At 59.6% G+C, this 12,743-nt stretch carries 12 protein-coding genes and 1 riboswitch; of the genes, 1 reads left to right on the top strand and 11 read right to left on the bottom strand.

Annotation, left to right across the window (positions count from 1 at the left end):
* The first annotated feature begins 420 nt into the window (after positions 1 to 420).
* A riboswitch (cyclic di-GMP riboswitch) is annotated at positions 421 to 505 on the top strand.
* 47 nt (positions 506 to 552) lie between these two features.
* The gene (locus BN1135_RS22625; protein ID WP_052443831.1) at positions 553 to 2,748 is read left to right on the top strand and encodes an immunoglobulin-like domain-containing protein; all 2,196 of its coding nucleotides are present in this window, start codon (positions 553 to 555) and stop codon (positions 2,746 to 2,748) included.
* Positions 2,749 to 2,912: 164 nt separating this feature from the next.
* On the opposite strand, the gene hemB is transcribed toward BN1135_RS22625, so the two are convergent.
* From hemB to codB, 11 genes are all read right to left on the bottom strand, one after another.
* Positions 2,913 to 3,929, bottom strand: coding sequence for a porphobilinogen synthase (hemB, locus tag BN1135_RS11275; RefSeq protein WP_042021124.1), 1,017 nt, complete (start codon positions 3,927 to 3,929; stop codon positions 2,913 to 2,915).
* Positions 3,930 to 3,932: 3 nt separating this feature from the next.
* Positions 3,933 to 4,718 (bottom strand): TatD family hydrolase, encoded by a 786-nt coding sequence (locus BN1135_RS11280; RefSeq protein WP_042021126.1) that lies wholly within the window; start codon positions 4,716 to 4,718, stop codon positions 3,933 to 3,935.
* A gap of 188 nt (positions 4,719 to 4,906) precedes the next feature.
* Positions 4,907 to 5,662, bottom strand: a complete 756-nt coding sequence (gene tatC / locus BN1135_RS11285; RefSeq protein ID WP_042021128.1) for a twin-arginine translocase subunit TatC — start codon at positions 5,660 to 5,662, stop codon at positions 4,907 to 4,909.
* Positions 5,659 to 6,123: a Sec-independent protein translocase protein TatB gene (tatB, locus tag BN1135_RS11290; RefSeq protein ID WP_042021130.1), complete on the bottom strand. Its 465-nt coding sequence runs from the start codon at positions 6,121 to 6,123 to the stop codon at positions 5,659 to 5,661. Before tatB ends, tatC begins: the two co-directional genes overlap by 4 nt.
* 3 nt (positions 6,124 to 6,126) lie before the next feature.
* The gene (gene tatA, locus BN1135_RS11295; protein ID WP_042021132.1) at positions 6,127 to 6,378 is read right to left on the bottom strand and encodes a Sec-independent protein translocase subunit TatA; all 252 of its coding nucleotides are present in this window, start codon (positions 6,376 to 6,378) and stop codon (positions 6,127 to 6,129) included.
* Between the two features lie 41 nt (positions 6,379 to 6,419).
* Positions 6,420 to 8,060: a ubiquinone biosynthesis regulatory protein kinase UbiB gene (gene ubiB, locus BN1135_RS11300; RefSeq protein WP_042021133.1), complete on the bottom strand. Its 1,641-nt coding sequence runs from the start codon at positions 8,058 to 8,060 to the stop codon at positions 6,420 to 6,422.
* Positions 8,060 to 8,668: a ubiquinone biosynthesis accessory factor UbiJ gene (locus BN1135_RS11305; RefSeq protein ID WP_042021150.1), complete on the bottom strand. Its 609-nt coding sequence runs from the start codon at positions 8,666 to 8,668 to the stop codon at positions 8,060 to 8,062. Before BN1135_RS11305 ends, ubiB begins: the two co-directional genes overlap by 1 nt.
* A gap of 20 nt (positions 8,669 to 8,688) precedes the next feature.
* On the bottom strand, positions 8,689 to 9,441 hold the full coding sequence (gene ubiE / locus BN1135_RS11310; RefSeq protein WP_042021136.1) for a bifunctional demethylmenaquinone methyltransferase/2-methoxy-6-polyprenyl-1,4-benzoquinol methylase UbiE: 753 nt from the start codon (positions 9,439 to 9,441) through the stop codon (positions 8,689 to 8,691).
* 65 nt (positions 9,442 to 9,506) lie between these two features.
* Positions 9,507 to 9,884 (bottom strand): fluoride efflux transporter CrcB, encoded by a 378-nt coding sequence (gene crcB, locus BN1135_RS11315; RefSeq protein ID WP_042021137.1) that lies wholly within the window; start codon positions 9,882 to 9,884, stop codon positions 9,507 to 9,509.
* A gap of 95 nt (positions 9,885 to 9,979) precedes the next feature.
* Complete coding sequence (locus BN1135_RS11320) at positions 9,980 to 11,245, bottom strand: cytosine deaminase (RefSeq protein ID WP_042021140.1); 1,266 nt, start codon at positions 11,243 to 11,245, stop codon at positions 9,980 to 9,982.
* On the bottom strand, positions 11,239 to 12,483 hold the full coding sequence (gene codB / locus BN1135_RS11325; RefSeq protein WP_042021142.1) for a cytosine permease: 1,245 nt from the start codon (positions 12,481 to 12,483) through the stop codon (positions 11,239 to 11,241). The genes BN1135_RS11320 and codB overlap by 7 nt, the downstream gene beginning before the upstream one ends.
* Positions 12,484 to 12,743 lie beyond the last annotated feature (260 nt).

Below are 12,743 nucleotides of genomic sequence, written 5' to 3' on the forward strand. Positions count from 1 at the left end.
TCAGCTCTGTATGGTTTTCTAACATGTGGGCAACCCATGCAATAATCAAGCTGGAATCACACTCCAGCCCCCTTTTTGCCATCCGTCTCACAACCGGAGTGCCGCCAGCCAGCCGGGGCCACCTCGCGTCAGCTAATGACACAGGTCGCAGCCCTTGTTCCCCATCATTCCCGTGCTACTGCTAGGCATGCCCCCCGTGGCGATCCTCAGGGTAAATTCCTCACCAACCCTGTGGCCATCAGGCTTTCCTCCTCTTCGAACATCCTGTTATTTAAACAAAGACCCTCTGGAACACTTTGAATTATTAACTTTTTCCAAAATGTGACATACAGGAGAGCGCGTTGATTAATTTATCTTCCCCCTCCTACCATATGCGGCTAATTTAGGGGGCCACTTGATTGTCTGTGCCACACAGAGGTCGGGTGAAAAAGGCAAAGTGGCTCGAAAGGCCACCACGCAAAGCCACCGGTCTAAGGGATTTTCCTATGACAGCGGAGCTGCCCCCGAAGCCCATCCCCTGATGGGCCTCCTTTTGCAACGTACGGAGCAACAATGAACAAGTTCAAACTCTCCCTGCTGGGCTGCCTGATCGGCGCCACCAGCCCCATGCTGCATGCCGCCAGCGCAGGCCAGAACATGGTCAACCCGCAATCTGGCGTGGTAGTCGGCTACTGGCACAACTGGTGCGGCGGCGCTGGCTACAAGGGTGGCGTCGCCCCCTGCGTCAAGCTGGATCAGGTCAACCCGCAATACAACGTGGTCGATGTCTCCTTCATGAAGGTTTATGGCGGCAACCCGATCCCGACCTTCAAGCTGGATACCGGCACCGGTATGAATGAAAGCCAGTTCATCGAACAGATCGCTGAGCTGAACCGTCAGGGCCGCGCCGTACTGCTGGCACTGGGTGGCGCCGATGCCCACATCGAGCTGCGTACTGGTCAGGAGCAAGCCTTCGCCGATGAAATCATTCGTCTGGTGGAGACCTATGGTTTTGACGGTCTGGACATCGATCTGGAGCAAACCGCAGTCACCGCTGCCAACAACCAGACCGTGATCCCGGCCGCCCTGCGCATCGTCAAAGATCACTATCGTGCCCAGGGGAAAAACTTCCTCATCACCATGGCGCCCGAGTTCCCCTACCTGACCGCCAACGGCCTCTACACCCCCTATCTGCGGGCGCTGGAAGGTTACTATGACTGGATCAACCCCCAGTTCTACAACCAGGGTGGCGACGGTATCTGGATCGACGGCTTCGGCTGGATTGCCCAGAACAACGATGCCCTGAAAGAAGAGTTCATCTACTACATGGCGGACTCGCTGATCAACGGCACCCGTGGCTACTACAAGATCCCCCACGACAAGCTGGTATTCGGTATCCCGACCAACATCGACGCCGCCGCCACCGGCTACGTCACCAATCCGCAAGATCTGTTCGATGCCTTCAACAAGCTGAAGAACCAGGGCCAGCCCCTGCGCGGCTTGATGACTTGGTCCATCAACTGGGACATGGGTCGTAACGCCGCCGGCCAGGCCTACAACGAATCCTTCATCAAGAGCTACGGCCCCTTCATCCACGAGCAGGAGATCACTCCGCCGATCGACAACGGCAAGCCGGTGTTCAGTGGCGTGAGCGATACCCGCATCAAGCAGGGCACCGCCTTTGATCCCATGGCCGGTGTCACTGCCAACGACAAGGAAGATGGCGACCTGACTGGCCAGATCCTGGTGGAAGGTTCGGTAGACAACCAGCGCATCGGTCTCTATCCCCTCACCTACAAAGTGAGCGATCGTGACAACAACGTCACCGAACAGCTGCGTAGCGTCGAAGTCTATAGCATGAAGCCGGTATTCAGCGGCGTCACCGACACCACTCTGGAGCTGGGTACCCCCTTCGATCCGATGACCGGTGTCAGTGCGAATGATGAAGAAGATGGTGACCTGACTGCCCAGATCAAGGTCAGCGGCAGTGTCGACAGCAACAAGGTCGGTCGCTACACCCTCACCTATCAGGTGACCGACAGTGCCGGTCAGCTGGTGACCCAGCAGCGCAACGTGACCGTCAAGGAGCAGGGCGCTATCTGTGAAAACAGCTGGGATGCCAAGAAGGTCTACGTGGGCGGCGACATCGTTAGCCACAACGGCAAGAACTGGCTGGCTGGCTGGTGGACCCAGAACGAAGAGCCGGGTACCACAGGTGACTGGGGTGTCTGGAAAGCGCAGGGTGACAGCGACTGTGACGGTGGCAACAAGCCGCCGGTGATCGACAGCAGCGACTTCACCGTCGGCGCCATGGCCAGCGAGTACACCATAGTCAACGGTCAGGTCAGCATCCGTTTCAACGTGACCACCGCCAACCCGGTGCAGATCACTGCGACCCTGGAGCAGAACGGCCGTAGCCACGGCACCACCAGCAGCAAGGTGAATGGCACCAGCGCCCTGGTACTGCAAGGCAGCAACGTCACTGACGGCAGCTATGAAGTGGTCATCAGCGGTCTGGCTGACGGCCAGAAGCCGGTAGTACAGCGCTTCCCGGTCACCCTGGCTGAAGAGAGCGACAACGGCGGCAACGATGGCGACTACCCGGCCTATGCCCCCAACACCAGCTATCAGGCCGGTGATCGGGTCAGCAACGCCGGTGGCAACTTCGAGTGCAAACCCTGGCCGTACAGCGGCTGGTGTGGTGGCTCTACCAGCCACTATGCACCGGGTACCGGCTCTGCCTGGAGCGACGCCTGGACCAAGCTGTAATCAGCCGGTCATAGGCATAATCAAGAGGGAGCCGCTGGCTCCCTCAGCCACTCGCATCAACCGCGATTGGCACCGCCCGGAGTGATGTCCGGGCTACATTCATAACGAAAGAGGGGAGCCATCGGCTCCCCTCTTTTTTATCCGTCTTTATCCGTCACGTCTGCTTAACGGGCATCTTCCTTCAGCCACTGCGCCACGCGCTTGGCGAAGTAGGTGAGGATGCCGTCAGCCCCGGCCCGCTTGAAGCAGAGCAGAGACTCCATGATGCACTCCTTCTCTTTCAGCCAGCCGTTCTGGATCGCCGCCATGTGCATGGCGTACTCGCCACTCACCTGATAGGCGAAGGTCGGCACGCCGAACTGATCCTTCACCTGACGGATCACGTCCAGATAGGGCATGCCCGGCTTGACCATCACGCTGTCGGCCCCTTCCTGAATATCCAGCGCCACTTCGTGCAAGGCTTCGTTGCTGTTGGCCGGATCCATCTGGTAGGTGGCCTTGTTGCTCTTGCCGAGGTTGCCGGCAGAACCGACCGCATCGCGGAACGGGCCGTAGTAGCAGGAGGCGTACTTGGCGGAGTAGGCCATGATCTGGGTATTGATGAAGCCGTTCTCTTCCAGCGCAGCGCGGATGGCGCCGATGCGGCCATCCATCATGTCGGACGGCGCCACTATGTCGACCCCGGCCTCGGCATGGGAGAGCGCCTGCTTGATCAGGATCTCGGTAGTGATGTCGTTCAGCACATAGCCTTCGTCATCGATGATGCCATCCTGACCGTGGGTGGTGAACGGATCGAGCGCCACATCGGTGATCACCCCCAGCTCCGGGAAGCGGGCCTTGAGGGCACGCACGGTGCGCTGGGCCAGCCCGTCCGGGTTGTAGGCCTCTTCCGCCATCAGGCTCTTGCTCTCCAGCGGCGTCACCGGGAACAGGGCGATGGCGGGTACGCCCAGCTCTACCAGTTCGGCAGCCTCTTCCAGCAGCAGATCGATGGAGAGACGCTCCACCCCCGGCATGGAGGGAACGGCTTCCCGACGGTTCTCCCCTTCCAGCACGAACACCGGATAGATGAGATCGTTGACGGTCAGTACGTTTTCGCGCACCAGACGACGGCTGAAATCATGTTTGCGCACTCGGCGTAGGCGGCGGCCCGGAAAGGCGCCCGGAAGAGTTGTAGCCATGAATCACTCCTGGAGAGGAAGTTGGAAGAACGCGGCGGAGGTGGCCCGGGTGTGGGCCAGCAAGGCCTCGGGCGCTTCACCACGACAGGCCGCCACCACCTTGGCGATATGCGGCAAAAAAGCGGGTTCGTTGCGTTTTGGTCTGGGTTTCAGATCCCGCGGCACCAGATAGGGGGCGTCGGTCTCGATCATCAGCCGACCAGCCGGAATGCGGGCAACCTGTTCGCGCAGCAGCTGACCGCGTCGCTCGTCGCAAAGCCAGCCGGTCACCCCGATATGCAGCCCCAGCGCCAGACACTCGTCCAGCTCTTCATCGGAGCCAGTGAAGCAGTGCAGCACGGCTCCCGGCAGTCTGGGCAACCAGGGACGGAGGATCTCGATGAAACGGGCGTGCGCATCACGACAATGCAGAAACACCGGCATCCCGAGCTCGGCCGCCAGCGCCAGCTGGGCGTCGAACACCGCATCCTGCACCGGACGGGGGGAGAAATCACGGTTGTAGTCGAGGCCACACTCGCCGATGGCCACCACCTGCGGCAGCGCCGCCAGCTCACGCAAGGCGGGCAGGGTCGCCTCATCGACACTCTTGGCATCGTGGGGATGCACCCCGGCGGTGGAGAAGCAGTAGCCCGGCCAGCGGGCGGCCAACTCGGCGCTGTCGCGGCTGCCAGCCAGATCGGTACCGGTGAGGATCAGGGCCTCTACCCCGGCTGCGCGGGCACGGGCCACCAGTTCAGGCTGCTCACCGGTGAACTGGCTGCTGGTCAGATTTAAACCGATATCGATCATGGGATAAGACGTTCCGAACAAAAGGAATACATATCAGGTATTTGAAAACCATCTACTCGATGGGCCAACACCATACGCCTCGAACGGGAGCATGAAAAGAGGAAGGGAGCCTCAGCTCCCCTCGTTCTACTATTCCTGCGGACTTCGTCATCCTCTCGCCGTCCGGCAAACAGGTGACGAACAGAGCCTCAGCTCTCCACATCCGGTTGTTCCTGTTGCTCTTCATCCTCTTTCTTCACATAGAAGCGGGCGAAGAACAGACCGACCTCCCACAGCGCCCACATCGGGATGGCGAGCAGGGTCTGGGAGAAGACATCAGGCGGCGTCAGCAGCATGCCGACCACAAACACCCCGACGATGACGTAGGGGCGCTTCTCCTTCAGGTTTTGCGGCGTGGTCACGCCGGTCCAGCACAGCAGTATGGTGGCCACCGGAATTTCGAACGCCACCCCGAACGCGAAGAACAAGGTCAGTACGAAGTCCAGATAGCTGGCGATGTCGGTCGCCACCGTCACTCCGACCGGGGCGGTACTGGTGAAGAAACCGAACACCAGTGGAAACACCACGTAGTAGGCAAACGCCATCCCTGCATAGAACAGCAGGGCGGTCGAGACCACCAACGGCATAATCAAACGCCGCTCATGCTGGTACAGGCCGGGAGCTATAAAGGCCCAGGCCTGATAGAGCAGATAGGGGATCGCCACGAAGAAGGAGACCACCAGAGTCAGCTTGATCGGCGTCAGGAAGGGGGTCGCCACATCCGTCGCGATCATGCTGGTCCCTTCCGGCAGCTGGCTGAGCAGCGGCTGGGCCACGAAGTCGTAGATGTTGTTGGAGAAGTAGATCAGTGCGATAAACACGATCAGGATGGCGGAGATGGATCGCAGCAAGCGGGTTCTCAGCTCAACCAGATGGCTGATCAGGGGTTGTTCGGCCTGACTCATGGCTTCACCTCCCCTTTCACTGCTGACTCGCCGACGGGCACAAGTTCGCTCTCCCGCTGGCTGTTGACCGGTGGCACGTCGCGGCTCAACTGCACCGCAGGCTCCACCGGCATGGCAGGTTCAACCTGGGCGACCGGTTCGGCGCGCGGCGGACGGATCTCGTTCTCCACCTGATAGGGGCGATTGACCGACTGGGCCGCCGCCTTGAGCTGTTCGATAGACTCCTGCAGCTCGGGACTCAAGTTGCTCATCTGCAGCTGTTCCGCCTTCTTCAGATCGTTGTGCAGCTCTTGCAACTTGAGCTCCTGTTCCAGCTCGGACTTGACCGAATTCGCAGTCGAACGAATGAGGCGGATCCAGTGGGTAGCCGTGCGGATGGCAACTGGCAGCCGCTCGGGCCCCAGTACCACCAACGCCACCACACCGATGACGACCAGCTCCCAAAAACCGATATCAAACATGGCTTAGGCCTGATCTTTGTCTTTCTGCTTGGCAGCATCGCCACTCTGACTAGCCGCTTCGTTCAGCTGTTTCGGGGGAAACTCGGCATCTTTCTGCTCGGCCTTGGCATCGGCCGGATCGTCGGAGAGTGCTTTCTTGAACCCTTTGACCGCGGCCCCCAGATCACCGCCAATCCCGCGCAGTTTCTTGGTACCAAACAGCAGCACGACGATGACTGCGATGATCAACAATTGCCAAATACTGATACCACCCATGACTTTCTCTCCAGAGCAGGCGCCTGATGGCGCGGTTTTGTTTAATTGGAACGGGTTCGCAACCAGCCAACCAGCCAGCAGAGGGCTGCACCGGCGAGACTGATTTGTCCCCACTCAATATGTTGTTTTTGGGTCAGCAAGAATACACCCGCCAATAGCAGGCTGGCTCCAACCCCTAAGAGGTAGCGGGCCTGCCCTTGCCGACGGCTGTGACGGCGGAACTCGGCAAACATCTGGTCGAAATGACGCTGCTGATGACGGGTCTGGCGCAGGGTCTCATAGACCAGCTCCGGTAGCTCCGGCAGCTTCTCCGCCCAGAATGGCGCCTTCTCCTTGATGGCGTTCCACACCGCTTTCGGCCCGACCTGCTCGTGCATCCAGTTTTCCAGATAGGGCTTGGCGGTCTGCCACAAATCGAGCTGCGGGTAGAGCTGACGCCCCAACCCTTCCACATAGAGCAATGTCTTCTGCAACAGCACCAGCTGCGGCTGCACCGTCATATGGAAGCGGCGGGCTGTGTTGAACAGGTTGAGCAGCACGTGGCCGAACGAAATTTCGGACAGTGGCTTCTCGAAGATGGGCTCCAGCACGGTGCGGATGGCGAACTCGAACTCGTCCACCTTGGTGTCTGCCGGTACCCAGCCAGACTCCACATGCAGCTCTGCCACCCGGCGATAGTCGCGGTTGAAGAAAGCGAGGAAGTTCTCTGCCAGATAGCGTTTGTCCTCCCGATTGAGGGTGCCGACGATGCCGCAGTCGATACCGATCCAGAGCGGGTTTTCCGGGTGCTCGTAGGAGACGAAAATGTTACCGGGGTGCATGTCGGCGTGAAAGAAGCTGTCGCGGAACACCTGGGTGAAGAAGACCTCCACCCCGCGCTCGGCCAGCAGCTTCATGTTGGTGCCGTTGGCTTCCAGCGCCTCAATATCGGAGACCGGAATGCCATAGATGCGCTCCATCACCAGCACCTGCTCGCGGCAGAGATCGGTGATGATTTCAGGCACATAGAGCGCCTCGGAGCCGGTGAAGTTGCGGCGCAGCTGGATAGCGTTGGCCGCTTCGCGCATCAGGTTGAGCTCGTCGAGGATGGTCTTGCGATACTCCTCTACCACCTCGATGGGGCGCAGCCGCGCGCTCTGGGGCGCGAAACGGGCCACCAGACGGGCCAGCGCCTGCATCAGCCGCAGGTCGGCCTCGATGACCGGCTCGATGTCGGGGCGGATCACCTTGATGACGATCTCACGGCCACTCTCCTTCAGGCGAGCGGTGTGCACCTGGGCGATGGAGGCCGACGCCAGTGGCGTCTCGTCGAAGTCGTCAAACAGGGTCTCGATGGGGCAACCCAGGCTCAGCTCGATCTGCTGGCGCGCCGCCTGACCACAGAAGGGGGGCACCCTGTCCTGCAGCAGGGCCAGCTCTTCGGCGATATCCGGCGGCAACAGGTCGCGGCGGGTCGAGAGCATCTGGCCAAACTTGATGAAGATGGGGCCAAGGGCCTCGAAGGCGAGCCGGATGCGGGCACCACGGCTGAGTTCCGGTTGCTTGTTCTTGAGCCAGAACAGGGAACGACGGGCCAGACGACCCGGCCAGGGTTGATAGCGGGCGGGCACCAGTTCGTCGATGCCCTGCTCCAGCAGGATGGTGATGATGCGATAGAGGCGTTTGAACTCCTTCGGGGTCATCAGGTCACCTGCTGTTCGAAGCGAGCCAGCCGCAGTTCGACGGCCTTGAGCTGCTGGGCCAGCACCTCGACGTCATCGTTAAAACTTGCCACTTCCAGCGGGCCGGGTGCGAGGCGGGCCTCTTCGGTCAGATATTCCGCCAGCTGGCTGCGGGTGCGGCACAGCTCGCGGCCGACCAGACGGCGCGCCTGACGGGCACCGCTGAACAGGGTATGGGCCAGCACATCGCCGGTATAGCGCGACAACTCCTCCTCCCAGTCAATATCCAGCTCGCCCAACAGCACACTGAATGCCTGTACCAGCTGGGGATCGCCGCTCAGATCCAGCTTCTCCTCGCGGATATAGCGGGTCAGGGCGGACGGATCTTTCAGCAGACCGAGGGCGGTCAGCGACAGGCTGAGCACCGCATCGGCCTCCCCTTCATGCTGGGCCAGCACATCCAGCCGACGCTCGGAGAAGACAAACCAGAGCGGCTTGAGTTCACGCAGCTCCAGCTTGAGCACCTTGCCCACCAGTTTGCGCAGCCGCTCCGGGCTCTGTTTGTCCAGCGCCAGCAACTGGTTGAGGCTGGTTTCGATCACCGCGGTGACCATGGCATCCAGTTGTATCGGGATTGGCATAGGCAACCTTAAAACTTGTAACCGCGGTGCAGGGCGACCACACCCTGAGTCAGGTTGTAGAACTCGACCTGCTCGAACCCGACATTTTCCATCATGCCCGCCAGGGTCTGCTGATCCGGGTGCATGCGGATGGATTCCGCCAGATACTTGTAGCTTTCACCGTCGTTAGCCACCAGTTCGCCCATTTTAGGCAGCAGTTTGAAGGAGTAGAGGTCGTAGAGCTTGGCGATCACTTCGCTGACCGGCTTGGAGAACTCCAGCACCAGCAGACGGCCACCCGGCTTGAGCACCCGGAACATGGAGGCGAGCGCCTTGTCCTTGTCGGTGACGTTGCGCAGGCCGAAGCCGATGGTGATGACGTCGAAGTGGTTATCTGGGAAGGGGAGCGCCTCGGCGTTGGCCTGCACGTAGGAGACGTTGTTGGCGACCCCCAGATTGCGCAGCTTGTCGCGACCCACTTTCAGCATGGAGTCGTTGATATCCGCCAGCACCACCTGACCGGTCTCGCCGACGATGCGGGAGAACTTGGCGGTCAGATCACCGGTGCCACCGGCCAGATCCAGCACCTTCTGGCCCTTGCGCACACCGGAGCAGTCGATGGTGAAGCGCTTCCACAGGCGGTGGATGCCGAACGACATCAGATCGTTCATCAGATCATACTTGGCTGCCACCGAATGGAAGACACCAGCTACCAGAGTTTCCTTCTCGGTCGCGGCCACGGTTGTAAAGCCAAAATGCGTTGTCGTTGCTTGTTCTGACATCCCTTAAACACCCATAGAGCAAAGAATGGCCGCCAGTTTACCAGAGCCAAAGGCGTGCGGACACCTTAAACCCGGCTCGCAACCAACTGCATGCCCAGCACCACCATGGCCAGACAGAGGAAGAGATTGAGCGCAATGTTGAGCAGTGCTTTCAGATAAGCGCCGTGTTGAGCCAGCACTACTGTATCGAGGGCAAAGGAAGAGAAGGTGGTCAAGGCACCGAGGACCCCGACCATCAACAGGGGCTTCATCGGGTGCTCCACGATATGACCGTGGCTGATGAGGGCATAAGCTATCCCCATGATGAAAGAGCCCACCACGTTGACCACCAGAGTCCCGTAAGGGAAGTGGCGGCCCAGCAGCAAGGCCATCAATTCGGCAATCCCAAAACGAAGGGAGGCACCAATAGCCCCCCCTGCTGCAACATAGAACCAGGTTTGCATGTTGTCACTCCCTCAGGGTCAGGCCGCCATTATGTCGCAATGGCGGCCCTTGTGCCCAGAGGCGGAACTAATCGTCATCCAGCCTGATTGAAAACTCAGCGCCGGAAATCGATGGGCTCGGGCTGACCCAGCACGATTTCGGTCTGGGCCGGACGGGTCTGGGCAATCACCTTGCCGTGACGGATTGAATAGCGCACCGGCACCTGACGACGCACCGCATCGAAGCCGTTGTCGGCGGGCAGGATCAGCAGGTTGGCCGGCTTGCCCACCTCGATGCCATAGCGATCCTGCACATTCAGGGTGCGGGCGCTGTGGCTGCTGATCAGCTTCAGACCGTCGTTGATCTGCTCGTAACCCATGATCTGGCAGACATGCAGCCCCATGTGCAGCACCTGCAGCATGTTGGCGGTACCCATGGGATACCAGGGATCGAACACGTCGTCGTGACCGAAGCAGACGTTGATGTTCGCCTCCAGCATCTCCTTCACCCGGGTGATACCGCGGCGCTTGGGATAGGTGTCGAAGCGCCCCTGCAGGTGAATGTTCACCAGCGGATTGGCCACGAAGTTGAGGTCCGCCATCTTGAGCAACCGGAACAGGCGCGAAGCATAAGCCCCGTTATAGGAGTGCATGGCGGTGGTATGGCTGGCGGTGACTCTATGGCCAATACCGCGCTCGTAGGCCAAGGTTGCCAGCGTCTCGATAAAACGGGACTGCTCGTCATCGATCTCGTCGCAGTGCACATCGACCAGAACCTGATACTTCTCGGCAAGATCGAAGATGTAGTGCAGACTTTCGACCCCATATTCCCGAGTAAACTCGAAATGGGGGATCGCACCGATCACGTCAGCACCCAGCTTGAGCGCCTCCTCCAGCAACGCCTTGCCGTTGGGGTAGGAGAGGATTCCCTCTTGCGGGAAGGCAACGATTTGCAGCTCGACCCACTCTTTCATCTCCTCCCGCACTTCCAGCATAGCCTTGAGCGCGACCAGATTGGGATCGGAGACATCAACGTGAGTACGCACAAACTGGATGCCGTTGGCGATCTGCCACTTCAGTGTCTGGATGGCGCGCTGTTTCACATCTTCATGGGTCAGCAGTGCCTTGCGCTCGGCCCAGCGCTCGATCCCCTCGAACAGAGTCCCAGAGAGGTTCCAGCTCGGCTCACCGGCCGTCTGGGTGGTATCGAGGTGAATGTGGGGCTCGATAAAGGGCGCGATGGCCAGACCGCCCTCCCCGTCCAGCACCCGACCGGCGACGGCATGCTCGTCATGGGGTTCGATGGCGGTGATGACCCCATCCTGACAGCGGATCTGCCACAACCCTTCCCGATCGGCAAAACGAATATGTTGAATCAGCATTTGCTAGCTTCCTGTACCAGAACCGGCCGCGGGGTGAGGCGAACCAGAATGAAATAAGTGAAGGCGGCGCCCAATACCGCGTTGAGTGGCACTATGCCAGGCAGCCACTTGCCGACAGCTACCCCGACTGCCGTGGCGACCAGCGCCTGCCAGCGCACCGTCTCGAACTGCTGATCGGCAAACTGGCGGTAACGCTCACGATTGAGCAGGAAATCCATGATGATAATGCCACCAATCGGCGGAATTGCCGTACTCAAAAAGGCCAGCCAGCCGACAAAGTTGTTGTAGAGCCAGAGGGCGCAAGCCGTGCCGATCAGGCCGTTGATTACACTGAGGGGCTTGCTTTTGAGGCCGGTAATGTTGGCAAAACCAAGGCCGGAGGCATAGAGGGCGTTGTCGTTGGTGGTCCAGATATTGAGGCCCAGTACCAGAATGGCGGGGATCAGCAGCCCCTGCATCAGCATCACTTCCGAGATATCGGCCTGACCGGTCACCGCCGCGCCGGCTGCGCCGAAGACGAACATCAGTGTGTTGCCCAAAAAAAATGCCACCATGGTAATCATGACGGCGCCCCAGGGTTTGCGACCAAATCGAACAAAGTCGGCGGTCAGGGTTCCTGCACTGATAAAGGAACCGACCACCATGGTCAGCGCCGTGGTGAACTCGATGGGATTGGTCGGTTGCACCTGCTGCAGCGCCGCCATGCCACCGGTCGAGGTCACCGCCAGCCAGACCGAGTAGCCACCGAGCAGGGCGATAGCTGGTACGGCCACAAAGCTCAGCACCATCAGGGCGGAGATGCCGAAGTAGACGGTCACCGTCATCAGAATGCCCGAAATGGCGATCAGCCAGTTCACATCGATGCCGGTCGCCTTCTGCACCGGCAGCGCAAACATCGCCACGCCGACGCCGAACCAGCCGATCTGAGTACCGCCGAGCAGCAGCGAAGGCAGCCAGGAACCTTTCACCCCAAAGGAGTAACGAGCCAGCAGATGGGTAGAGAGACCGGTTGAAGCACCAATATAACCGAGACAAGCGGTGTAGATCCCCAGCAACAAGTTGCCGATCAGTACTGCCTTGATGAAGTCATCGAACACCAGCCCGGTACCGAGCGCCCCGCCGGTCCACATGCTGGCAGAGAAGAAGGTCAGGCCAAGCATCACCAGCATCAGCGACAGCACACCTTTGCGCCCTTTGGCGGGAACCGCCCCCAAACAGTATTCGTTATCCTGCGCCATGCTCTCTCTCCACGTAATAGGCAAAACGCGCCGGATTTTACATGTAAAACGTTTTACGTCAATCAAACCACGATGAATATCGGGAAATTAATGGGTTTTGTGGTCAAACGAACCACAAAAATGGAGAGTGACGGAGAAGTATGAAACCCTGTGAAATGGCGATCAGCAGAGGATATGGTGACTTTTTACCGAGAGACAAATGCAAAAAAGCCTCCCTTTTCAGGGAGGCTTTTGTTTTCATGGTGCTGATACCCAGAGTC

Source organism: Aeromonas sobria (genome assembly GCF_000820145.1).
GTDB lineage: Bacteria > Pseudomonadota > Gammaproteobacteria > Enterobacterales > Aeromonadaceae > Aeromonas > Aeromonas sobria.